Raw genomic sequence first — 24,327 nt, 5'->3', positions numbered from 1 at the left:
GAGGGCTTTCATGAAAATTGCACTTTTTACTGACACTTACTATCCACAAGTTAACGGAGTATCTCGCACTTTGGGTAAATTAACCAGGTATATGGACCGTCAGCATGTAGATTATATGCTTTTTGCTCCTAACTGTCAGAAAGATGATGACCTTTTCTCAAGTAATATCCACCGCTTTACCAGTATGAAGTTTTTCCTTTATCCCGAATGTCGCATTGCCCTTCCTAACGTGAGTCTTATCCGCCACCAACTTCAAAATTTTCAACCAGACCTTCTTCATGTCGCTACACCTTTTAATATCGGCATGTGCGGGCTACATTACGGAAAGAAAAATAACATACCTATGGTTGCTTCATACCACACTAATTTTGATGACTATTTAAAGCATTACCACCTTGAATGGTTCTCTCCTTTTATGTGGAAATACTTAACCTGGTTTCATCAACCATTTTCCACTACCTTTATTCCTTCCAATGAAACGCGCAATCGATTAAAAGAAAGAGGTTTTAAGAACCTCAAGCTTTGGAGAAGAGGCGTCGATTGCGAACAATATTCTCCGATTAGAACAAATCACTCGCTACGTGAACGATATAACATTCAGGAGAAGTATATTCTTTTATTTGTTAGTCGACTCGCTCCAGAAAAAAACCTTGAAACGTTACAAAAAATCATGTGGAAGTTACCAGAACAGCTGAAACAACAAACAAGATGGCTGATTGTTGGTGATGGACCAGCCCTCCCTCATATTCAAGAAAACGTTCCTAACAACGTCACTTTCACTGGTTATAAAGAAGGGAAAGAATTAGCAGAGCTATACGCTACTTCAGATCTTTTCATCTTTCCATCAGCTACTGAAACATTTGGAAATGTCGCAATGGAGTCACTTGCCTCAGGGACCCCTGTTATCGCTGCAAATGCCGGAGGATTAACCGATGTTGTCACTGGAGAAAGAAATGGTCTTTTCTGCTCTCCGTATAAAGAAGAGGAATATATCCACGCTATCAGTCGACTCTTATCAGATAATACCGAACGGAGAATGATGGGTTATGAAGGACGTCGTTATGCACTTACTCAATCATGGGATGCGATCTTCGGACGATTAGTAGAGGATTATGAGAAAACAATTGGAATTAAAAAATTAGCTCGATATGCTTAGAAAGGAGAAAAAAATGAATCTTACTGTATTGGGGATTAATGAAATCTGCTTAACTGCACCTTCTATCTTCGCAACACATAGCCACAACTTGTACGCGCTAGACGAAAGGAAGAAAATAGCAAATACGTATGATCTCATTTACTGCTCCATTGTTCAACCAAACATACACAAAGGTTTGGGCTTGATTTCTGTTCAATAAAGACGTTTAGTGTAACTTTCTTTCAACGATTCAATCACTTTTTCTTCGCCTATTTTTGCATGATCAGATAGCATTCTGGCAGCTGACGCGAGCCCCTCAGTATTCGGCCATCGTTCAGGTTCAAAAAGAGATGATCGTTTAAAGGCTTTGGCACAATGAATGTAGCATTCCTTTACTTCTACTCCAATACCTAACAAAGGCGTTTTCCCCTTATATTCACACTGCTCTAGCAGCGTTTTATCTTTTACAATCGAGGCCTTTCCATTAATACGCAACGCTTCTTCTCGGCCGGGAATCATCAGCAGCAAACCGATATTTGGGTTTTCTAATAGATTGATCAATGAGTCCATTCGTTTATTTCCCGGTCTTTCCGGTATCAATAAATGATGATCATCCAGAACTTGAATAAACCCCGGTGCATCCCCTCTTGGCGAAACATCACCACCCGTACTTGATTGGGTGGCAATCGTAATAAATGGTGTACGGCATATGAACTCTTTACAGTGTTTATCAAGAAAAGAGATGACTTTATTTGCAGCCAATTTACTCGGTATTCCTGCCATGTCTTTTAGTTCATTCACATCGGTCACGGTTTCTCCGAATATACTAGTTTTCACACATTACACTCCTCCATTTTTCCTTCCATTTTATCACAACACCCATCTGTTTTATGATAATTCAATACAATATAACGGATGTCAAAAAGGATGATAGAGCAAAAAAAGAAGCCAAAATATTTTTGGCTTCTTAGAAATTAATTAAATTCCGGCACCCTGTTTAAGGGATTCTGCACGATCTGTTTGTTCCCATGGAAGGTCAATATCAGTACGTCCAAAATGTCCATACGCAGCTGTTTGCTTATAAATGGGACGTCTAAGATCAAGCATCTTTATAATGCCTGCTGGACGAAGATCGAAGTTCTCTCTTACTAGCTCTACAAGACTTTCCTCAGACACTTTTCCTGTGCCAAATGTATCAATAGCAATTGATACTGGCTGAGCAACCCCAATAGCGTAAGCAAGTTGAACTTCACAACGATCTGTTAGACCCGCTGCCACAAGGTTCTTAGCAACATAACGAGCAGCATATGCCGCAGAACGGTCTACTTTCGTAGCATCCTTACCTGAGAAAGCACCGCCACCGTGACGCGCATAACCGCCGTAAGTATCAACAATGATTTTTCTTCCTGTTAAACCTGCGTCACCCTGCGGTCCACCGATAACAAAGCGTCCTGTTGGGTTGATGAAGTATTTTGTTTCTTCATCAATTAATTCAGCAGGAACAACCGGCTTCACAACGTGTTCTTTGATATTACGTTGGATTTGTTCAAGTGAAATTTCAGGATGATGCTGTGTAGAAACAACAATGGTATCAACGCGTACCGGCTTACCAGCTTCATCGTATTCCACTGTTACTTGTGTTTTACCATCAGGACGAAGATAAGGAAGAATTTCTTCTTTTCTTACTTCGCTCAAACGTCGCGCTAGTTTATGCGCAAGAGAAATCGGAAGCGGCATTAATTCCGCTGTTTCATTACAAGCGTAACCAAACATAAGCCCCTGGTCACCTGCACCAATTGCATCGATTTCGTCATCTGACATCGTACCTTCACGTGCTTCAAGAGCAACATTTACACCTGCAGCAATGTCTGCAGACTGTTCATCAATAGATGAAAGAACAGCACATGTTTCAGCATCAAATCCGTATTTCGCACGTGTATAGCCGATCGTTTGAATCGTCTCACGAACCACTTTCGGAATATCCACATAGTGTGATGTTGTAATTTCACCGGAAACTAGTACAAGACCAGTTGTTACTGTAGTTTCACAGGCAACGCGCGCATTTGGATCATGCGCAAGAATATCATCCAGAATGGCATCGGAAATCTGATCTGAAATTTTATCAGGATGCCCCTCTGTTACTGACTCAGAAGTAAACAAACGACGATTACTCACTCAAGTACCTCCTTAAGGATTGGATCCTATCTAATTATGTTGTAATGGATACGGTACTCATTTCCCTATTACCCTGTGCCGAAACGAGAGAACGAATTCAATTTCTTATCGTCTTACCTTTTTTTATAGCGTCATCAATCTCAACGACATTAAAAAAGCCCTTCCCTACAATCAGAGGGAAAAGGAGCTGATATCTCATGCCTTTCGCCTCTTATCTTCCAAGACTATCGTCTTGCAGGTTAGCACCTTAATCCTGTTGTATAGGAGTTGGTTGCTGAGCTTCATCGGGCCTGTCCCTCCGCCTGCTCGGGATAAGAGTATCCATTCTCGACATATAATAACGCACATGAAAGGATGTGTCAATGAAGAAAAGCGGAAGCGCCCGTTTAGCCTCGACAAGCGCTGGAGCCCTACAAAAAGAACACGGGCTTTATGTTCGAATTCAAGGGCGAAGCGATCGATCCACCACCTTAATCCTTTACCCATAAAATAATCACTTCCTATATAATGGCGACAGGATTTCAACCTAAAGAAATAGTCATTCACCCATTTTTCACTTTTTATGCAAAAAATACATAGATTAGTATAGAATAATTGAATGAATGTGTTATACTATTTTTGAGTTAAACAAGTCAATCAACGAAATCTTTAAAAAAGGATGGGTTTAACGTATGAAAACAGCTTCCTTCTCCTCACCGTTATTGGATGCGATATTAAATAAGAATAATCCACATGTGAATTTATCAGTGTCTGAACTGGTTGAACATTCACTATTTAAAAACGAAGGGCAACTATCAGCTACAGGAGCTCTTCGCGTAGAAACCGGAAAATATACAGGACGTTCTCCTGGGGACAAGTTCATTGTAAAGGAAGATTCCGTAAAGAACAAAGTGAACTGGGAAACAAACCAGCCTATTTCCGAAAAAAGTTTTGAAAACCTTTACACAAAGGTGTTGAACTACCTCGGTGAGAAAAAGGGACTTTATGTGTTTAAAGGATTTGCTGGTGCTGACCAGGTATCAAGACTACCCATTCAGGTTATTAATGAATATGCCTGGCATAACCTTTTCGCCCACCAGCTGTTCATCCGTCCGAATGAATCAGAGTTAAAAGAACATGACGCTGAATTCACTGTCATTTCTGCACCTGGTTTTCAAGCTGATCCAGAAGTGGATGGCACAAATTCAGAAACATTTATTATTATCTCCTTTGAGAAACGAACCGTCTTAATTGGTGGAACAGAATATGCTGGAGAAATTAAAAAGTCTATTTTCACCGTTATGAACTACTTATTACCAGAGCGAAATATTCTTTCAATGCACTGCTCTGCTAACGTAGGTAAAGAGGGGGATGTTGCTCTATTTTTCGGTTTATCTGGAACTGGAAAGACAACGCTCTCAGCAGATGCTCATCGATCTCTTATCGGTGATGATGAACACGGATGGTCTATGAATGGTGTCTTTAATATTGAAGGTGGATGCTACGCTAAATGCATCAACTTATCAAAAGAAAAAGAACCTGAAATCTGGGATGCAATTCGCTTTGGAACGGTTCTTGAGAACGTTATGATGGATAACGGCTCGCGTGAACCTGACTACGATAACACTAGTCTAACTGAAAATACTCGCGCTGCCTATCCGATTGACGCCATACCTAATATTGCAATTCCTAGCGTTGCCGGACATCCCAACACGATTATTTTCTTAACGGCAGATGCATTTGGCGTCCTTCCTCCAATTAGCAAACTGACCAAAGAACAAGCCATGTTTCATTTCCTATCAGGTTACACAAGCAAGTTAGCCGGAACAGAAAGAGGAGTCACTTCACCGGAAGCCACTTTCTCTACATGCTTTGGTGCACCGTTCTTGCCATTACCTGCCCATCGCTATGCAGAAATGCTCGGCGAGAAAATTATGGAGCATGATGTTCAAGTCTTCCTCGTAAATACCGGATGGTCTGGGGGCGGTTATGGTGTCGGAGAGCGCATGAAGCTTTCATATACTAGAGCGATGATCCAGGCGGCTTTAAATGGAGAACTTGATCGTATCGAAACAGTAACAGACCCTATTTTCGGATTGCATATTCCTTCTCATTGTCCAGGTGTTCCAGCAGAAGTATTGCAGCCAAAACAAACATGGGAAGATCAAGAGAAATATGATGAGAAAGCAAAAGATCTCGCTACTAAGTTTGTAAAGAACTTCGAAAAATTCTCAAATGTAGCCGACGAAATCAAACAAGCAGGCCCAAATGTTTAGTCTCATTGCAAAAAGCACCTTAACGGGTGCTTTTTTTTATTTGAAGACTCATTCCCCTTCACTTCGCACATCCCCCTCTTTCTATCTACCTCCATTAATTTACTTATTCAAAACACCAATCGTTTTAAAATACATAGGCTATAGTATCTAAAACATGAGCCTACCTCATGTGACGAATGTGGAGGATAGATAATGAAAAGAAGCTGGTTTATAACGTTTTGTATATACACAAGTGTATTTCTTCTTATTCTTTCGGCGTGTGGTACTAATAGTGGAAACGATCAGGTAAGAGTAGCTGAGGTTACACGCTCGATTTTCTATGCGCCACAATACGTGGCACTCTCAGAGGGTATTTTTGAGAAGCATGGCATTGATGTCGAATTAACGACCACTTGGGGCGGAGATAAAACAATGACCACTCTACTATCTAACGGAGCTGATGTCGCCCTTGTAGGATCAGAGACGTCCATTTATGTTTATGCACAGGGCACTGATGACCCTGTTATAAACTTTGCTCAACTTACACAAACAGACGGTACGTTCCTTGTATCAAGAGAAAAAATCGAGCATTTTGAATGGGAAGATTTGAAGGGAAGTACATTCCTTGGCCAACGTAAAGGTGGTATGCCACAAATGGCTGGCGAATACGTACTGAAACAGAAAGGAATTGATCCTCAAAACGATTTGGACCTCATTCAAAATATTGATTTCGCAAACATTTCAAGCGCATTTGCTTCTGGAACTGGCGATTACGTTCAGTTATTCGAGCCAACAGCAAGTGTCTTTGAAGAACAAGGGGTTGGACACATTGTAGCTTCATTTGGAAAAGAATCAGGAAAAATTCCATATACAGGATTTATGGCGAAAGAAAGTTATTTGAGTAAAAATGCTGATGTAGCTGAGCGTTTTACAAAAGCACTTTATGAGGCTCAACTGTGGGTAGATACTCATTCTTCTGCAGAAATTGCAAAGTCAATTGAACCGTTCTTTCAGGATACCGATCTTGAACTCATTACAACTGTAGTCGATCGTTACAAAAGTCAGCATTCATTCGCTACAAACCCATCCCTGGATCAAGAAGAATGGGATAACTTACAAAATATTATGGATGAAGCAGGAGAACTCCCAAAACGCGTTGATCATAGCAAATTAGTAGATAATAGCTATGCCGAAAAAGCGCAAAAATAGGAGGGAAAATAATGTCTTTCCTTCAACTCAACGCTATTTCACATGTGTATTTAATGAAAAGCGCTGCCAAAGAAGCGATTTCCAACCTCTCTTTCGCTATTGATGAAGGAGAATTCGTTTCCCTTCTTGGGCCTAGTGGATGCGGGAAATCTACTCTGTTGTCGATCATTTCAGGATTAGTAAAACCTACTGAAGGGAGCGTTTCTCTACAAAATAAAATTATAAACTCACCCGGCGAACGAATGGGCTATATGCTTCAACAAGATTACTTGTTTCCCTGGAAAACAATTGAAGAAAATTGTTTTATAGGGTTAAAGCTTCTAAACAAGTTGACAGCGGATAAAAAAGAACAAACATTGGAATTATTGGATAGCATGGGGTTAAGCGATGTCCGCTCGGCCTATCCTGATCAGCTTTCGGGTGGAATGCGTCAACGCGTAGCTCTCGTTCGCACACTTGCAACAGATCCTGATCTACTGTTATTAGATGAGCCTTTCTCTGCACTTGATTATCAAACAAAATTAAAACTCGAAGACCTCGTGTTTAAAACATTAAAGAAGCATCGAAAAACCGCCCTGCTGGTGACTCATGATATTGGAGAAGCGATTGCGATGTCAGACCGCATCATCCTCTTATCGCCTCGTCCCGGGAAAATCGCGAGAACTTTTCAAGTCCCAGCTTCCCTTAAAGAATTACTTCCTTTTGAAGCTAGGAATGATTCTGCTTTCCCTGAGAATTTCCAGCTGATATGGAAGGAGCTTGATTCTCTTGAACCATCTCCAACTTAAACATAAGCATCAACATTATCTAAGAGAGTTGAAAAGGGAAAGAAATGAAATATTGGGTTTTCAGGTGTGTATTCTCTTTGCATTTCTCACTTTATGGGAATTAGCAGGACGGTTCACATGGATCGATCCGTTATTATTTAGCTACCCCTCTAAAATTGCTTCACTCTTTATAACAAAAGTAACAGATGGTTCATTACTGTTACACACTGGTGTAACGTTACTTGAAACAATTGCTGGATTTCTTCTTGGAACAGTACTTGGAACCGTGTTCGCGGCAATTCTATGGTGGTCACGCAAAGCTTCTAGAATTTCAGATCCGTATCTTGTTGTATTGAATTCCATGCCTAAAGTAGCTCTTGGTCCGATCATCATAGTTGCGCTAGGTCCAGGTTACATCTCCATTATTACGATGGGCGCTTCTATTTCCGTTATTATTACTACTCTTGTGATCTACCACGCATTTCATACTGTTGAACCTAACTTCATCAAAGTGATTCGCTCATTTGGTGGTAATAAGCGCCAGATCTTCTTTGAAGTTATTCTGCCATCTTCCTTTCCAGCGATTATCTCGACCTTGAAAGTAAATGTGGGTTTATCGTGGGTCGGCGTAATTGTTGGGGAATTTCTTGTTTCAAAACAAGGTCTTGGTTATATGATTATTTATGGCTTCCAAGTATTTAATTTCACATTGGTTTTACTAAGCTTATTTATGATTGCGATTCTCTCATCAATCATGTATTTAGGGGTCGAATGGTTAGAACGTAAATTAATTAAACACTAGCTCCTCTTAAGAGGGGCTTATTTTGTTGTGATTGGGCAAACTAGTTAGCCACCACTCACAAATATGATGGGTCCCTACACGTCTTACCACTTGCAAAATGATTGCTATAGACCCACCCAAATACCATCTGCTAGCATATAGAAGAACATATTCTTATATAAGACAGGTGAAAACAATGAGCGCACTAAGAGGTGTATGGCTTAGCATAACAGCTTACTTACTACTTTCAATGATCAAATTAGGCGCAGGGTATCTCTTTGGTTCAGAAGCCCTCTTAGCAGACGGATGGAATAACGCATCAGATATCGTGGCATCCATTGCTGTTTTAATTGGCATGAAAATTTCTCTTAAACCACCAGACTTGAACCATCCATATGGCCATTCTCGAGCAGAAACCGTTTCTTCTCTATTCGCCTCATTTGTTATGTTTGCGATTGGGATTCAAGTCCTCTTCCATACAGCTACTGTTTTACTCAGTGGCAAAGTCTCTTCTCCTCCACTTAGCTCTGCCTGGGTAGCCTTTTTTGGAATGATCGTTATGGGAGGCGTTTATCTTTTCAACTACCGCCTCGCTAAAAAAACGAATAGCCTCGGGTTAATGGCTGCAGCCAAAGACAATTTATCAGATGCTCTCGTTAGTCTTGGTGCTTTTATTGGAATTATTGGTGCTCACTTTAACATGCATTGGCTAGATCCTCTTACAGGCTTTATTGTAGGTCTTATCATATGCAAAACGGCTTATGATATCTTTAAAGATTCATCACTCATGTTAACGGATGGATTTGATAAAGAGAAATTGAATGATATAGAGGCGACGATCCAAAACATTGAAGGGGTAGAAACAATAGTGGATATTAAAGCACGAATGGCCGGAAATGATATTATTGTCGATGCCGTTGTAGAGGTAGCACCGCATTTAAATATTAAAGAAGGGCATACGATTACGGACAAAATAGAAGCCCAGTTAGAGAAGGATCATGACGTTCGAAATGCCACCATTCATGTTGAACCTGGCAGGGAAATTACTGAAAGAGGCTCTGTCAATGAATAATGGCTTCTCCATCCGTTATTTGTTTGAAGGCTGTCACCTATTAGATTGTGTATAAATTCGAGCAAAAAAGTCCAGGACAATGAACTGGACTTTTTTCTCATTACAAATAATTAAGGTGTTTTAGACTATAAGTAAGTACTTGATCCTTCATCATAAAGCTATAGCGCTCATTTAAATGAATATCTTTCGGAAGTGTTGTTAGCTTAACCGGTCCCTTTGTTTCCATATAGTCTTCTTTGTCTACGAGACGATCAATGTCAGCATAATAGACATTCTTAATAATAGTTCCGCCTTTTCCTTCAACACGATACTGACCTACATATTGAAGGTGCTTAACAACTCCACCTGTTTCTTCATATACCTCACGCACCGCGGCTTCTTCGGCATTCTCTCCTTCTTCCACTTTCCCACCTGGAAATTCTATGCCTCTTCGAGAGTGCTCGGTTAACAGCCACTGATTTTCAAGGCGACAAATAACCCAAACATGTTTTGGTGCGGGAGAGTAAGGATGATCCTCGAAAGAAAATGTTACCTGATTATGATAGTAATCTGTAAACATAAATTCGCTCATTTGATAACCTCGTCCTTTAGTTTCTTACTTTATTGTAAAAGAGTAGCCTGTCCTTGTCCAATCTACCTGTACAAAAAATAAAACGCACGGACCAAAAGTTCCGTGCGTTTGAATTATTTAATCTCAAAATTTTTAATGATCCAATGGTTATTTTCATAAAGAAAATGAATTTTAATTGTATAAGAGCCATAAAGGTCAGACTCATTCGATTGAGTCAGTTCATATTCATATTCATTAAGTTTCTCCAGTTCATATGACTCATCAGTATTCACCCATGGAAATAACTCTGTTGGCACTAAGTAAAGATCACCTTCTCGCTCTGCAAAATAAACATCCGCAATTTCAGAAGCGAGTTCTTTAGAGGTTATCTGTTGTAAGTCCTTCTCAACCCCTGCTATTGTCTGAAACTGTTTAACTTTACCCTCTTCATCTGTATCCTGAATAATATGATTGATAAGTTCATTAGATAAATTCTCAACGTCTGGTTTTTCGATTGAATCCGTCTTTGCTTCTGCTTTATTCTCAAGAGAAGAAATCACGATTTCTGAATGATCAGCAGCAATTTTTGATATTTCTCCACCACAACCCGAAGTGAAAGTTAACGCACCTACAAACATTAATAAACTTATGTATTTTTTCATGTCACTCATCCTTTAAATATAGTAGAATTTCTTTATATTGATTTCATACCTCATCCTATTAGGTGTCAAACAAACTAGTGATATATTAAGTCTTTTTTACCATAGTAATGAAAAGAATTTTAGCTATTTTCTTTTGTATACACTACTTATACGAATAGATATAGCAGAATGTTTCGATTTTTCTTAATTCAGTTCGTGAGAGAGGTGATTTATTGGAGGAATTATGGAAGATTCGATTTTATAATTATCTGCGGCATCGACTTAAGTATTTGTCTTACATCATGCAAGGCGGATTTTTGATCGCTTTATTGCTAATCGGAGCAATAGGAATTATTTATTATCAACGTTTACTCGATGTTATATCCGAGCCATTTCCACTCCTATTTGCGATTGCACTCATCATGAGCGTAGTACTAAGTGTTCTTGAAGGAAAGTTTTTTCTCTTTCAAGCGGATCGCGTCTTTTTAATCGCATGTGAAGATCGTATGAGACAATACATTAAGTATACTTTCTTCTATTCTTTGATTCGTTCCCTGCCGACCATTTTGATCGTTAGTTTAGTAAGCGCTCCTGTCCTCATTCATTTAGAAATTCCTTTGGAATTACTAACATGGATTTATGTCATGATACTCTTGCTCTTTTTATTGTCTTTTCTTACGATCATACGGTCTTACTTCTCGAAGATAAAATGGCTACGCCTCTTCCTTTTCATTAACAATTTCACTATTCTTTACTTCACCATGAAAGGATATGTTTTTATTGGTGTCTTATTCCTTATGTTTCCCATTACATACCTTTACTTACTATTTCGTCAAAACTCGATGCTTCAGTGGGAGAGATTAATTGAACTTGAGTCATCACAAACTGCTCGGTTTGAGCAATTCGCAAACCAATTCGTCGATGTGCCTTCTTTACAGAATAAAGTGAAGGCAAGAAAGTATTTAAGTTGGATTATTCAATTGATACCGGTGTCTCACCCACAGACCTTTCTATTCATTAGAATTTTCTTCCGTAAAGGAAGCTACATTTGGGTCTTTATCCGATTAGTTGGAATTGGGGCATATATTCTCTACTACCTAAGAGAAGAGTACACATCGTACTTGATTGTTCCCCTTCTTTTATGGATCACTCATAAACAGCTCTTAGCAATCAAAAAAGAACAAATGAGAGACTCGTTTCTTGTTATTCTCCGTAACGATTATTCACTGAGAAACATGATTTTATCGTTATTAGTTATACAATCCATATTATTTAGTATTGTTCAGCTTCCTTCTTTACAGCATAGTTTTTGTACCCTAGTAGAAGGGCTTTTGATTTCATTTTTTTTAGAAAACAAAAAACAGAGAAAATCATAAAGAGAAGCTGGCTAATATTAGCCAGCTTCTCTTTATGATTTAGCAACAATAAGGATTGTAGTTTGCTCCGCCTACATAACCTGGTCCAGGACCACAACCGCCGCCCATTGCGCCAGCTCCAACAATAATTAGTAAAATAAACAGAACAACAATTAACGCAAAACCTTTACCATATCCTCCACTCATCTTTATCCCCCTCGTTAGAATTCATTCACTACACTATTACTTTATGTAGTTGATTCCATTTAGGAAGGGCATGAGCGGAGTTCATGAAGAAAAACTAGTTGTTCATCCTCAATTTCTTGTATTGTGGTTTAGAGCTGATAATACGCCCATCTGATCAATTTGTTGCTTTGTATGAGATGTGCCTAGTCGATAGATCATCTTATATAACTCATAAATCGCTTCATCCGTCCAATCTCGATGACGGTCTACTTCACTTTCATCATAATGATTCAGTGAAAAGAAATCATTTTGTTGCACATATTTCTGAGAGCGCAACTTCTCAATTACACGTTCCATTTCCATTTTCTCTTCTTGACTTGCTCTAATTTCGAAGGCATTCATTTGAGTGCCAACATTTGTCTCATGAAGCTCACCTTTAGGTGTTACAAAATACGTCTCACGTACCATTGCTTCTCACCTCCATGAAAATTTAAACAGGACTTTCTTCTAAATGACGATACCCTTTGTATTCATGTTGAGCAGCATCAATGGTTTTCTCAACAGTATCAAGCCTAGAGCGAAATGATCCAACATCACGTCCCTGTTTCTTCGCTTCTTCAACTCGGGCATCATAGTTGGTTTCTTCGGTTGCTTCTGACTCCACATGAAATTGTTTCTTATCATGATCAACTACAACTTGAATAAATTTTTCCATTGATTTTTCCTCCTCTTTATCCTATCCTGCTTGTCACTTTACCCTTTTCGGATAAATATTAATCTTTTCCTTAAAAACGAAAATACATAAATTTATGTTAAAATGAAGGGATGAATCCATAAGAATAGTTCAGGTGATGATCATGAATTTTACTAAAACACCGCATCAAGCAGTGACTGAATTGGACCTATCTGCTCCTTTAACACCCCACTCGTCTCTCAGACCATTGGAAGATAAAGCAGAGCAGGCTTTTTTTCATGCTTTAGAGGAAAAAGGTATACGTCTGAATGAACCTCAAACAAAAGCAGTAAAGCATACTGAAGGCCCTCTTTTGACAATTGCCGGAGCCGGAAGTGGAAAAACATCTGTTTTAACAGCACGAACAGCTTTTCTAATGACAGTAAAGGAAAAAGATCCTTCTAGTATTCTACTCATTACTTTCACTCGAAAGGCATCTGAAGAAATGCGACAGCGTATCAGTCACTTACCAGGTGTCTCTTCTCAAGACTCCGGAAGATTAACAGCAGGAACATTTCATTCTATCTTCTTGAGATTATTAAGGAGTCTCGGTTATAACCAAAAAATATTGAATAGTGATCGTCACAAACAAATTATAATGAAGAATATTCTAAAAAAAATGAAGAGTCCTGAAGCATCTTTACCAGAGATTATGCTTTCATCAATATCTGCTTGCAAAGTTAAAATGATGGAGCCTGCAGATATCCCTGACAGTAAAGAAACAGAAGAATTAAAGAAAGCCTACTCTGAATATGAAGAGTGGAAAACGGCTAATGGCTATATTGACTTTGATGACATTCTTGTCTATATGTATCGAGAATTCAATCAAAATCCCGCTCTACTTAAAAAAATGCAAAATCGATTTCAATATATTTTAGTAGATGAATTCCAGGATACGAATCCAATTCAATACGAATTAATTAAACAAATTGCAGCTCCTCAAAACAACTTATTTGTAGTGGGTGACGATGATCAAGTTATCTATTCTTTTAATGGCGCAAATAGCTCAATCATTTTAGAGTTCGATCGTGCTTATCCGGATGCAGCCGTCGTTACGCTGGATACAAACTATAGATCAGCTCCTCCCATTGTTGGACTCGGAAACCATGTAATTAAGCACAATACTTACCGAAGAATGAAAACGATGAACGCTACAGACAAAGACGGAAAGCAACCATACTATCTTCGTCCTGCTACAACAGAAGACGAAGCAGGTTATGTCCTCCGTCATATTCGAGAAAAAAAGCGAGAGTGGAAAGACATTGCCATTCTTACAAGAACTTATACGAATGCTAGAGCCATTTTCGAGCAGTTGATTGAACAGGACATTCCTTTCAACGCACAGGGAATGAAACAGGTCTTTTACGAGCAGTCGATTATTAAAGGAATGATGGAACACCTTCGACTTGCATACGAGCACCAAAATCTTGATGCGACAGCCGCCATACTCCCATCCCTTTTTATTAATCAAGAATCAGGTATGCGTCACATTGAAATGGAAAATTTTGTTGATCCAGTTGAATTTCCTTTGTTACATTTAAAATCTTGGAAAACACTACGTGATTTTCAAAAAAAATCAATAGATCGACGTGTCCGTCTTGTTCAAGAAGCTAAACGTCATCGACCCCAGAAAGCCATTCAATTGTTACGAGATGACTATATGAAACATCTGGACAGCGCAAATGACGAGGCATTAACTGTTCATAAGACTACTCTTAAAGAAATGATGGACGAGCTCGAGTTCTCAAGCTCACGATTTGAAACCATCCCAGAGTTCCTTGCCTACGTCGATCGAATCATTCAACGATTCAATGAGCATAAACAAAAAGCAAGCGCCTCTAACGCACTTTCACTACTGTCCATTCATCAGGCAAAAGGGCTTGAATTCCCTGTTGTTTACGTCATTGGTGCTTCAGAAACGATTCTACCCCACGTTTCTGCGCTCAATACGATGAAAGACAAAGAAGCCTCTCATAAGCAGCTCTATATGAAAAATCCGACTGCTGACCTTGAGGAAGAACGTCGCCTTTGTTACGTTGCCATTACACGTGCAAAGGAAGAGCTCTATATTTGCTCCCCTGAAAAACACCTTGGTAAACAAACACCCGTTTCTCGTTTCTTAACGGATGCCTTCAAGAAGAAGATTCAACAAGAAGGTAAAACGGTGAAAGCATGGGTTTGCAGTAGTGAATTTTGCAAAGGATGGATGAAAATAGAGGATAAGAAACAACCTGATCAAAAGCAATGCCCCTTATGTGATAAGCCAATGATCATTTCGCAAAAGCCTGTTCAAAAAGACTGAACTATGTCACTGTGTTAAGCTTTGTTGCGCTTTGATTACAAATCATTTAAGAGAAGTTTAACTTCAATAATTCTTTCTCCAAACGTGCTATAGTAGAAAAAAATGCGCAACAGGAGGGCTCCGATGAGCAGCATTCGTTACGAAACCATCTTTCAGAAGCAGCTTGGAAACGGTACGATTATCGGTATTATGGATTACCTTGAAGGCAAGCTGATCAGACTGAACTTAAATGATGAGGAGCCGGACTTACTTAACCCGGAGCTAAAAGAATTTTTCCAGCAAGAGCGGATGAAGGTACATCCTAAACAATAGTTACCCATTCACAAAAAATGTTTAAATAAACGAAGAAGCCTCCAAATAAAGGAAGGCTTCTTTTTATTTTCCAAGCATAAAAACCCAGATAACTGGAACGCTATTCATAAATCGCTTTGTAACTTGAAGTATTTTCTTCTGCAAGTAGTCATTTATAACTATTTATTTCAAAAAAAGGTTTGATATAAAAAATGAATAGGGTATATCAATAGTAGCAAAGGACATTGCTATATTAGAGGAGGAAGTCATTATGTTAAAACAAGTTCTCGTTATTATCGGTATTGTTGTTGTAGTAGCATTTGTTGTCAGCGCATTATTCTAGAAGGCAGCAAAAATATAGTTATGTATGAACTAAATTGACTTTATCAAGGAGGAATAGCAATGGTACGTACAATTCTTATGATCATTGGCGCAGTTGCTGTGATTGCAGCTATCATTTCATTTATTTAATATTGTAAAATTGAGCAATTGAAATTTATTAATTTATCATAAATAAAACAGTCGAGCCACTACGGTTCGACTGTTTTTTTATCGTCTATTAATCATTCTTCTTCATGTTTTTTTTGGCTTCATCAACTTTGGACTTTGGAATGTATATAAAGATTGCCTTTTTGTTATTATTCATACAAATCTCCTTCAGAGTTGATTTATTGTTACCCTCATTCATTCTACTCGATAAAGGCACGTATAAGCAATCATCACTTACAAAACATTTGAAAACAATGCCTTAGTACTAAATTTTCTGTGAATAAAAAATTGATTATGAGTATTTGCATTCAAACTGTCAAGAAATCGATAAAACTTCAACTTCTATTGTAGGACTAGTATTGATATACTATTTGTAAACTACCTGTAACTGTTTATGTGAAACAGATCACATCAACTAATGATAAAGGAGTGAAATACATTGTTTAAGCAACCATTGAAACTATTCCGAGGCGTCGGCTTTGCAGAAGGAATATCATTTTTATTATTACTAGGAATTGCGATGCCTCTTAAATACATGATGGATATTCCTATGGCCGTAACGATTGTTGGAGCGTTACATGGCGGACTGTTTGTTCTCTATCTTGCCGTAATTCTATATGTCACAATCGTTAAGCGCTGGTCTTTCATTAAAGCCGCGCTCGCAATTGTCTCCTCCGTTATCCCATTCGGACCGTTTATATTCGATGCGCGAATCGCAAAAAATTCTGAAGTATAAAGACAAGGCAGGACCTTAAGAAGGTTCTGCCTTTTGCTATCTTTTCCCTAGCTTTGTTAATAAACTTCTTTAGAAACCGTCACTCTCTCAAGTTCTTTCCAGTTTATTTCGTATCCGATCCCATTCTCTTTAGAAACAGTAATCAAACCGTTCTCCACTTCCACTTCAGGTTCAATAATGTCTTTTTCCCAGTACCGTGCTGATGCAGAGACATCTCCCGGTATTGTGAAATTAGCCAAACTAGAAAGCGCGATATTATGCGCCCTTCCTATTCCGGACTCTAGCATGCCACCACACCAAACAGGTATCCCCCTTTCGCTACATAAATCATGGATCCTCTTACTAACGGATAACCCTCCAACACGTCCGGGTTTAATATTAATAATCTTACAGCTATTTAAATCGAGTGCTCGACGGGCATCATCATAAGAATGTATACTTTCATCCAAACAGACCGGTGTTTCAATCTCTTTTTGTAAAATCGCATGATCTACGATATCGTCAGCTGCTAGAGGTTGTTCAATCATCAGCAAATGAAATGGATCAAGTGCTTTTAAACGATCGATGTCTTGCAGAGAATAAGCTGAGTTCGCATCTGCCATTAGCGATAAGTTTGGATAAGAATGACGTATCGCTTCTAGAATCGATATATCCTGCGAAGGTTTGATCTTCACTTTAATTCGTTCATATCCCTCTTCAATTCTTCTATGAATTTCTTCTAGCATAACTGAGGGATCCGAAGCGCCTACGGCAACTCCTGCCTTAATCTTCTGTAAAGAACCACCTAATGCTCTTGAGAGGCTAATTCCTTCTCTTTTAGCATATAAGTCCCAGATCGCACCCTCAATCGCAGATTTAGCCATTGGATTTCTTCGAATGCCCGCTAGTATTCCTTCCACATCGGACGGATGAGCAATCTGTTGGTTTTTGAGTTTAGGAATGATGAAGTCTCTTAGCATATGCCAGGAAGTTTGAAGCGTCTCTTCTGTATACCAGGGCGACGTAAAGGCAACTCCTTCTCCAAAACCTACTTCCCCTTCAGAATCTCTTACTTCGACGATAATTAAATCTCGAGCAGTGACTGTTTCCAAACTGTTACTAAAAGGGGATTTTAGGTTCATTCGAATATGACGTAGAGTAACACTCTCCAGTTGCATCATATCGTATCACTCATATCTACTAATAAATTTCGCTGTAGCTTATTTGCCCCATTCCTAGGAAGGCTATCCACATAAGTAATCGTTCTAGGTAGCTTGTAACGCGCAAGACGTTCTGAAAGATAATCGAGCAGCTGCTGTTCCGTCAAAGAGCGATTCTTACTAACAACAAATGCTGCAGGTACTTCTCCCCATTGCTCATCTTTAACCCCAGTTACGCCTGCATCCTCCACATCTACATGCTCAAGGATCGCCGCTTCAATTTCTGCGGGATACACATTTTCACCACCAGATATAATGAGGTCTTTCCTTCGATCCAATACAAAGAGAAAGCCATCTTCATCCAGATAACCAATATCGCCTGTATGAAGCCACCCGTCTTCAAATGCAGCTCTTGTTGCATCATCCCTTCGCCAATACCCCTTTGTAATCGTAGGTCCTTTCACGAGAATCTCTCCATGCTCTAAAGCAGAAAGGGATTTATGATCAAGACTAATCATAATCTCTGATGGGAAAAGCGCCTTTCCAGCTGACCCCTGTTTATCTAGCATATATTCAGGTGAAAGCGTCACAATTTGAGAGGCAGTTTCCGTCATACCAAATGTCTGGAAGACAGGAATATGCTTCTCCTCGCAAGTAGAGAGAAGCGGGTATGGAGCTGGACCACCTCCAAGAAGCATGCAGCGAAATGTTTCGGGATAATGATCGGTTCCAAGGTCATCGAGCATTTTTTTCAGCATAGCGCTTACTACCGATACAATTGTAATTCGTTCTTTTTGAATCGATTGATTAACGACACGCGGTTCAAACCGTTGTTGAATAACCATTGTGATTCCGTAAATAACACTTCGCAATAGAATAGAAAGTCCACTCATATGAAACATTGGAACCGCACACAGCCAGCGATCATTCATATCTAAACCAAGATTAAGACTAGAACCGATCGCACTCCACCAATGATTACCATATGAAAGCATAACACCCTTAGGTTTTCCAGTTGTGCCAGAAGTGTACATAATCGTATGAAGCTGATGTAACTCAATAGTTGTTTGTAACTCTTCTAACTGATAAGCACCTGGGTGAACATCTTCCCAGATGATTATATTTACCGGACTTTGTATTGCATCACTAGCTTTCTTCTCAAGTAAATTGTCAGTGATCACATAGGAAATCTCAGCATCGTTCATTTGGAAAGATAGCTCTGGTCCTGTTAATCGATGATTCAATGGAACAATGACAGCCCCAATGTACATCAGAGTATGTAAACAAACGGCAGCCTCTAATCCATTCTCCATATAAAAACCAACATGCTTTCCTTTTTCGATTCCTTTTGCTTTTAGAGCATTTGCCATCTTAACTGCCTTTTCTTGTAACTGTTTATAAGTTAACTGTTTGCCATTATCGATAAGCGCCACTCGCTCAGGCGTCATAGAAGCACGTTTATGTAGCCAATTTGGCATCGTATCCATCTCTTTAACATCCTTTCTTTCATTACCATAGACTATTTGAAAAAAACAGCTTGATGGGAATCCATCAAGCTGTTTCTAACAATCGATTTAAGGAAAACGCGGGAACTGTTTAAAGTCAGGTTTGCGTTTTTCTTTAAATGAATCGCGTCCTTCTTTTGCTTCGTCAGTTGTGTAATAAAGAAGCGTTGCGTCTCCACCCATTTGCTGGAGTCCTGCAAGACCGTCTGTATCGGCGTTAAGAGAAGCTTTAAGGAAGCGTAGGGCTGTTGGTGACTTATCAAGCATTTCCTGTGCCCACTGTACTGTTTCAGCTTCAAGCTGATCAAGAGGAACAACCGTATTAACAAGTCCCATATCAAGTGCTTCTTGTGCATTGTATTGACGACACAGGTACCAGATTTCACGAGCTTTCTTATGACCTACGATACGAGCAAGGTATCCTGCACCGTATCCAGCATCAAAGCTACCAACTTTAGGGCCAGTCTGACCAAAAATAGCATTATCTGCAGCAATTGTCAGGTCACATACCACGTGAAGGACGTGTCCCCCTCCAATCGCATAACCCGATACCATTGCAACAACCGGCTTAGGGATAACACGAATGAGGCGTTGAAGATCCAAGACATTTAGACGTGGAACCTCATCCTCACCTACATAACCACCATGACCACGAACACTTTGGTCACCGCCAGAACAGAAAGCTTTGTCTCCAGCTCCTGCTAGAACAATAACTCCAATATCTGAATTGTCTCTCGCAAATGAAAAAGCGGTAATTAATTCGTTAACCGTTCTTGGCGTAAATGCATTGCGCACCTCTGGACGGTTGATTGTAATCTTAGCAATACCATCATACGTTTCGTAAAGAATATCTTCAAATTCTCGTTCAGTCTTCCATTGAATCATTTAGAAATTCTCCTTCCTTATGTAACAAAATTTACAGATTAGAATCTGCATGCTTTTTTAGAAAAGCTACTACCATTTTATCAAAGATTTCAGGTTCTTCTACATGAATTGTATGCCCTGCGCCAATAATTTGCACAAAATCAGCCTGAGGAAGCTTTTTTTCCATCTGTTTCCCAATTGAAATGAACTTCTGATCGTACTCCCCAACTATTAGAAGGACTGGAACGGTTATCTCTTCTAACACACTCCAATAAGAAGCTTGTGCCCCCGTTCCCATTCCAATTAGACTATTTGCAAGTCCTATTTCAGTATTGCTCAAACGCTGCTTTCTTATTTCGCTTTGAATACTTGGCGAAAGTTTCTTCTGCGAAGAAAATAACGGAAGAGATTCCCAGAAAGTTACGAAATCTTCAATACCTTCCTTCTGAATTCGCCTGGCAAGTGCATGGTCTTTCTGCACTCGCTCTCTTCTTTGATCTTCCGTAAAGAGCCCAGGTGAACTGCTTTCCAGAATAAGCGTTTTAATGAGCGAAGGGTACTGGACAGCAAATGACAAAGCAAAACGTCCACCCATGGAATAGCCAAGCAAATGGAGTTGATCGATCCCGAGTAAATTTAATAGTTGTTTCAAGTAACTGCCCATAGATTCCATAGTATATTGAGAAGCATCGTTCGGTTTCGCGCTTTCGCCGTGACCGATAAAATCGATTGCAATCACTTTATATAGCCTGGACCACCTTTTCATAAAAGAAGACCAGTTCTCACTCGATCCTGTGAATCCATGCAATAATAGAAGAGGTTCTCCTTCTCCCACGATTTCGACATAAAAAGGTTGTCCACCAACGGTATAAATCATGATTTAAGACTCTCCTGCAGGACTATTGCTGTTTCCTTCGAAACCTTCGCGAACATCTCTCGATGAAGCCTAAGATTGGCATCACGATCAGTTGGCACTTCAATAATGCTTAGCCCATGGTGATTCTGACTTTTCTCATACGCATAACTAAACTCTTCCCAATTCCATACTCGTTCAAAACTTGCCTCATATAATGCGGCAGTGTGTTCATAATTTAGTCCATGTGGTGTACCAAAGAGTTTCTCAAAGTGCTTCTCCTGCTCACGCTGAGGTAGAAATGAGAAAATCCCTCCGCCATCATTGTTAACCACAATAACCGTCATATTGATCTCATATAGCTTAGCTAGAAGCAGACCATTCATATCATGGTAGAAAGAAAGGTCACCAATCACCAGCACGCTAGAAGAATAGGCTGTACTTGCTCCAAGAGCTGTTGAAATAATACCATCAATACCATTCGCTCCTCGATTCCCCATTACAGTAGGTCGAGGATTCTCTGGCAAGAAAAAGTTCTCCATATCGCGAATAGGCATGCTATTCCCTACAAACAGGAGATCATTCGCACTCATCAGTTTCCCTAATTCTCTAAACACATGGCCCTCGAATAGCTCGTCAGTTCCTAAATCTTCATGAAGTAAGGTGAGAGTTCTTTGGTTAATGGCCTTCCATTTATGTAACCACCGCTTCTCAATAGAGTTGATGCTTCGCACAGCAGGAAGAAGACTATTCACAAACGATACAGAGGAAACTGTAAGCATGTCAGAACTATAAAGAGTAGGGTCTCTCCATCCTCTCTCATCCACAACTATATGAATAGGACTTGCTACTCTCTTCATAAAGAGCATATAAGCTTTAGAAACTGGCATCGCCCCAAATCTAATCACTACTTCAGGGTATAGCTCTGAATCCACCTCACCCCTAAGAAAGGCGTCATACCCTTCTACAAGATTAGGAGAATCAATATGCCGACATTTTGAAAGTGGATCTGCTAAAACTGGATAACCTAATTCCTCAGCAAGAGCAAATAGCGGTTCAGCTAATTCGTCATTATCCTGAGGTCCGACCACAATAATACCTTTCTTGTCAGCTAATTTGTTTGCATAATCAGTGACTGCATCTTCGTTTAAAACACTTATGTGATCTGCCGCATTTACCCACGGCTCATAATTCTCCCTACCATCTGAAAAAAGACCTGAATAGGATAGATCTGGTATCAGGGGATCTCTAAATGGGAAATTAAGATGCACAGGTCCAGCAGGGAGACCGGAAGAAACGGCTGTCGCTCTAGAAGCCGCAGTTCTGATATACCGATTTAAATCTGGAGAGGAAGAAGGCATCGCCATTTCCATAAACCACTTCACATAGTCCCCATATAGTTTGATTTGATCAATCGCCTGTGGAGCTCCATTATCACGAAGCTCATGCGGGCGATCGCCAGTCAAAACAATCAACGGTAAATTGGATTGAGCAGCCTCAATAACAGCAGGATAGTAATTAGCGCCAGCCGTACCTGAAGAACATAGAAGTGCGACAGGTTCCTTATGCGATTTGGCCATGCCAAGCGCAAAAAAACCAGCAGATCGCTCATCGATGTGCACCCAGACGTTTAGTAACGGGTGTTCAGCCATGACCATTGCGAGCGGAGTAGAACGCGATCCTGGACTAATAACAGCATGTTTAACACCTGAACGCACAAGCTCATCAACAAATGATCCTACGTAACTTGCTAGTATTTCCTGGTCAGTCATATTTCTTACCTCCAAGAGCTGTTAGCATTGGTTTAAACTTCATTTTGGTTTCGTCATATTCACTATCAGGGTCAGAATCTCCAACTATACCGCATCCAGCGTATAGCGTTGCTTCTTCTCCTTTAAGTAGACCAGAGCGTATAGCTACAGCAAATTCTCCATTTCCCTGATAATCAACCCAACCAACAGGTCCTGCATACCAACCTCGATCAAGCTTCTCTATTCGCTTAATTTCATTTACGGCTTCCTTTTGAGGATAACCGCCAAGCGCAGGGGTAGGATGAAGCCGTTCAACCATACGAAAAAGGCTTGTCTCTCTACCAGCCCTTGCTACAACAGGAGTAAATAAATGTTGAATATGAGGCGTTTTAAGAATTTCCGGCCTTGACGGTACCTGAACAAATTCACACTCCTCTTCCATAGCTGATCGAATCATTTGAACGACAAGGTCATGCTCAATTCGATTCTTTTGATCATGAAGAAGTGCTTGTCCAAGTTCATCATCCATTTCCTTCGATTCACCTCGTTGAATAGAGCCCGCAAGACAAGTCGAATACACTTGTTGTCCATCTCTTTTGACTAACCGTTCAGGTGAAGCTCCAAGAAAGCATTTGTCCCCATATTCGAACGCGAAAACATAGCTATCACTTTGTTGTTTTTTTAAATTTGTAAGTGTTTTTGTTGATGAAAAGTTTTGAGTCGATTTGAGCTTAATTTCTCTCGCTAAAACGACTTTATCAAGATGGCCATTTCTAATATTAGAAGCAGCACTTCTGACCGTTTCTTTCCATTCCTGAGGTCGTATTTCTTCTATTGAAATAGCATCGACATCTGCATAGGCATGAGACGTAAGCTTCTCAAAAAGACGATCATGCTTATCTAAAAGCGCTTCAGATATAACTTCCACATTATCTCCTGCGCTAACAATTGCGTTGAGTGTGAGCCAAGCATGGTTTCCAGCTGAAGTTAACATTAATTCTGGAAGAACCATCCCGCCTTTAGGAAAGGAATCCCATTCACCGCTATCTGGGGCAGTAGGATCGAAGGAAAACCCACCTAACAGGACCGGTCCAACACCTGGTCTTGATGGAGCCCCCTCTATGATCGCTTGTTCTAAAAAAGTTTGCCAATCACTTTCAATTGAACGAAAACGATCGATTTGAGCCTCAAATTGTTTCACACAACCCTGGCCCACTATTGTCGTGTCATTCTCAGGGTCGGACCAGAATGTTCGATCATTCTCGTTAGTAACCGAACCTGCAGCATAAAAGGAGAGGGGATCGACAGCAGCTACTGATAGCACCTGACTAACAAGCACGGACGCTCCCCGCTTTTCTGCCTTACTTACACCTTGATGAAGCAGGCTAAATAATTCTTGATGTTGTATTGTAGACACCGTCTTCTCCCCCCAACTTTCTGTCCATGCAAAAGCAGACCGAGTTAGCCTCGGCCACAGTTAATTAAAGGATACACCTGTCTGGCTAAGACTGTCAACGAAGCTGTTTAACCGTATGAATGCTTCTTATGTATAGATTCCC

23 protein-coding genes, 1 pseudogene and 1 riboswitch are annotated in these 24,327 nt (G+C 39.9%); of the genes and pseudogenes, 11 read left to right on the top strand and 13 right to left on the bottom strand.

What is annotated here, in order from left to right; genetic code table 11:
• The first annotated feature begins 10 nt into the window (after positions 1 to 10).
• Entirely contained in the window at positions 11 to 1,156 is a 1,146-nt protein-coding gene (locus ABVF21_RS13100; protein WP_371018331.1) for a glycosyltransferase family 4 protein, read from the top strand.
• Between the two features lie 13 nt (positions 1,157 to 1,169).
• Entirely contained in the window at positions 1,170 to 1,355 is a 186-nt protein-coding gene (locus ABVF21_RS13095) for a hypothetical protein (protein ID WP_371018330.1), read from the top strand.
• Here the strand turns inward: ABVF21_RS13095 and ABVF21_RS13090 are convergent.
• Together ABVF21_RS13090 and metK are read right to left on the bottom strand one after the other, a co-directional pair.
• The gene (locus tag ABVF21_RS13090; protein ID WP_371018329.1) at positions 1,349 to 1,972 is read right to left on the bottom strand and encodes an MSMEG_1061 family FMN-dependent PPOX-type flavoprotein; all 624 of its coding nucleotides are present in this window, start codon (positions 1,970 to 1,972) and stop codon (positions 1,349 to 1,351) included. The genes ABVF21_RS13095 and ABVF21_RS13090 overlap by 7 nt on opposite strands.
• A gap of 141 nt (positions 1,973 to 2,113) precedes the next feature.
• The gene (gene metK / locus ABVF21_RS13085) at positions 2,114 to 3,310 is read right to left on the bottom strand and encodes a methionine adenosyltransferase (RefSeq protein ID WP_194219203.1); all 1,197 of its coding nucleotides are present in this window, start codon (positions 3,308 to 3,310) and stop codon (positions 2,114 to 2,116) included.
• A gap of 208 nt (positions 3,311 to 3,518) precedes the next feature.
• Positions 3,519 to 3,628: riboswitch (SAM riboswitch) on the bottom strand.
• 353 nt (positions 3,629 to 3,981) lie between these two features.
• Here metK and pckA point away from each other — a divergent pair.
• The 5 genes from pckA to ABVF21_RS13060 all read left to right on the top strand — a co-directional run bounded on the left by pckA (position 3,982) and on the right by ABVF21_RS13060 (position 9,373).
• Entirely contained in the window at positions 3,982 to 5,565 is a 1,584-nt protein-coding gene (pckA, locus tag ABVF21_RS13080) for a phosphoenolpyruvate carboxykinase (ATP) (protein ID WP_371018328.1), read from the top strand.
• Positions 5,566 to 5,757: 192 nt separating this feature from the next.
• Positions 5,758 to 6,753, top strand: a complete 996-nt coding sequence (locus ABVF21_RS13075) for an ABC transporter substrate-binding protein (RefSeq protein WP_303535321.1) — start codon at positions 5,758 to 5,760, stop codon at positions 6,751 to 6,753.
• A gap of 11 nt (positions 6,754 to 6,764) precedes the next feature.
• Positions 6,765 to 7,541, top strand: a complete 777-nt coding sequence (locus tag ABVF21_RS13070; protein ID WP_371018327.1) for an ABC transporter ATP-binding protein — start codon at positions 6,765 to 6,767, stop codon at positions 7,539 to 7,541.
• The gene (locus ABVF21_RS13065; RefSeq protein WP_194219199.1) at positions 7,522 to 8,322 is read left to right on the top strand and encodes an ABC transporter permease; all 801 of its coding nucleotides are present in this window, start codon (positions 7,522 to 7,524) and stop codon (positions 8,320 to 8,322) included. The genes ABVF21_RS13070 and ABVF21_RS13065 overlap by 20 nt, the downstream gene beginning before the upstream one ends.
• A 175-nt stretch (positions 8,323 to 8,497) precedes the next feature.
• On the top strand, positions 8,498 to 9,373 hold the full coding sequence (locus ABVF21_RS13060) for a cation diffusion facilitator family transporter (RefSeq protein WP_303535325.1): 876 nt from the start codon (positions 8,498 to 8,500) through the stop codon (positions 9,371 to 9,373).
• 100 nt (positions 9,374 to 9,473) lie between these two features.
• On the opposite strand, the gene ytkD is transcribed toward ABVF21_RS13060, so the two are convergent.
• Both ytkD and ABVF21_RS13050 read right to left on the bottom strand, forming a co-directional pair.
• Entirely contained in the window at positions 9,474 to 9,944 is a 471-nt protein-coding gene (gene ytkD / locus ABVF21_RS13055) for an RNA deprotection pyrophosphohydrolase (protein ID WP_194219197.1), read from the bottom strand.
• A gap of 113 nt (positions 9,945 to 10,057) precedes the next feature.
• Entirely contained in the window at positions 10,058 to 10,585 is a 528-nt protein-coding gene (locus tag ABVF21_RS13050) for a hypothetical protein (RefSeq protein WP_303535327.1), read from the bottom strand.
• Between the two features lie 212 nt (positions 10,586 to 10,797).
• Here ABVF21_RS13050 and ABVF21_RS13045 point away from each other — a divergent pair, with 212 nt between their 5' ends.
• On the top strand, positions 10,798 to 11,940 hold the full coding sequence (locus ABVF21_RS13045) for an ABC transporter permease (protein WP_303535329.1): 1,143 nt from the start codon (positions 10,798 to 10,800) through the stop codon (positions 11,938 to 11,940).
• Between the two features lie 114 nt (positions 11,941 to 12,054).
• On the opposite strand, the pseudogene ABVF21_RS13040 reads toward ABVF21_RS13045, so the two are convergent.
• The 3 genes and pseudogenes from ABVF21_RS13040 to ABVF21_RS13030 form a co-directional block, all read right to left on the bottom strand.
• Positions 12,055 to 12,126 (bottom strand): annotated as a pseudogene (locus tag ABVF21_RS13040) (YjcZ family sporulation protein); the annotation flags it as partial.
• Positions 12,127 to 12,234: 108 nt separating this feature from the next.
• Positions 12,235 to 12,573 carry a hypothetical protein gene (locus tag ABVF21_RS13035; protein ID WP_303535331.1) on the bottom strand — a complete coding sequence of 113 codons (339 nt, stop codon included), beginning with the start codon at positions 12,571 to 12,573 and terminating at the stop codon, positions 12,235 to 12,237.
• A gap of 22 nt (positions 12,574 to 12,595) precedes the next feature.
• The gene (locus ABVF21_RS13030) at positions 12,596 to 12,820 is read right to left on the bottom strand and encodes a hypothetical protein (RefSeq protein WP_194219192.1); all 225 of its coding nucleotides are present in this window, start codon (positions 12,818 to 12,820) and stop codon (positions 12,596 to 12,598) included.
• 142 nt (positions 12,821 to 12,962) lie between these two features.
• Between ABVF21_RS13030 and ABVF21_RS13025 the strand changes: the two genes are divergently transcribed.
• From ABVF21_RS13025 to ABVF21_RS13015, 3 genes are all read left to right on the top strand, one after another.
• Positions 12,963 to 15,140, top strand: coding sequence for a UvrD-helicase domain-containing protein (locus tag ABVF21_RS13025; protein ID WP_371018326.1), 2,178 nt, complete (start codon positions 12,963 to 12,965; stop codon positions 15,138 to 15,140).
• Positions 15,141 to 15,263: 123 nt separating this feature from the next.
• On the top strand, positions 15,264 to 15,452 hold the full coding sequence (locus tag ABVF21_RS13020) for a hypothetical protein (RefSeq protein WP_194219190.1): 189 nt from the start codon (positions 15,264 to 15,266) through the stop codon (positions 15,450 to 15,452).
• 907 nt (positions 15,453 to 16,359) lie between these two features.
• Entirely contained in the window at positions 16,360 to 16,656 is a 297-nt protein-coding gene (locus ABVF21_RS13015; protein WP_303535337.1) for a DUF3817 domain-containing protein, read from the top strand.
• A gap of 56 nt (positions 16,657 to 16,712) precedes the next feature.
• Here the strand turns inward: ABVF21_RS13015 and menC are convergent, their stop codons facing one another.
• The 6 genes from menC to ABVF21_RS12985 all read right to left on the bottom strand — a co-directional run bounded on the left by menC (position 16,713) and on the right by ABVF21_RS12985 (position 24,185).
• Entirely contained in the window at positions 16,713 to 17,813 is a 1,101-nt protein-coding gene (gene menC / locus ABVF21_RS13010; protein ID WP_303535427.1) for an o-succinylbenzoate synthase, read from the bottom strand.
• Positions 17,813 to 19,282, bottom strand: a complete 1,470-nt coding sequence (locus ABVF21_RS13005; protein ID WP_303535339.1) for an o-succinylbenzoate--CoA ligase — start codon at positions 19,280 to 19,282, stop codon at positions 17,813 to 17,815. Before ABVF21_RS13005 ends, menC begins: the two co-directional genes overlap by 1 nt.
• 87 nt (positions 19,283 to 19,369) lie before the next feature.
• Positions 19,370 to 20,185 (bottom strand): 1,4-dihydroxy-2-naphthoyl-CoA synthase, encoded by an 816-nt coding sequence (gene menB, locus ABVF21_RS13000; protein WP_303535341.1) that lies wholly within the window; start codon positions 20,183 to 20,185, stop codon positions 19,370 to 19,372.
• 31 nt (positions 20,186 to 20,216) lie between these two features.
• A complete protein-coding gene (gene menH, locus ABVF21_RS12995; RefSeq protein WP_303535342.1) occupies positions 20,217 to 21,041 on the bottom strand; it encodes a 2-succinyl-6-hydroxy-2,4-cyclohexadiene-1-carboxylate synthase in 825 nt (274 codons plus the stop codon).
• On the bottom strand, positions 21,038 to 22,789 hold the full coding sequence (gene menD, locus ABVF21_RS12990; protein WP_303535344.1) for a 2-succinyl-5-enolpyruvyl-6-hydroxy-3-cyclohexene-1-carboxylic-acid synthase: 1,752 nt from the start codon (positions 22,787 to 22,789) through the stop codon (positions 21,038 to 21,040). The genes menH and menD overlap by 4 nt, the downstream gene beginning before the upstream one ends.
• Positions 22,782 to 24,185 (bottom strand): isochorismate synthase, encoded by a 1,404-nt coding sequence (locus ABVF21_RS12985; protein ID WP_303535345.1) that lies wholly within the window; start codon positions 24,183 to 24,185, stop codon positions 22,782 to 22,784. The genes menD and ABVF21_RS12985 overlap by 8 nt, the downstream gene beginning before the upstream one ends.
• Positions 24,186 to 24,327 lie beyond the last annotated feature (142 nt).

It is taken from the genome of Pseudalkalibacillus sp. JSM 102089 (genome assembly GCF_041366475.1).
Lineage (GTDB): Bacteria > Bacillota > Bacilli > Bacillales > Guptibacillaceae > Guptibacillus > Guptibacillus hwajinpoensis_B.
Note: the sequence above shows the minus strand (reverse complement) of the source record. Positions and strands in the feature narration are given on the sequence as shown.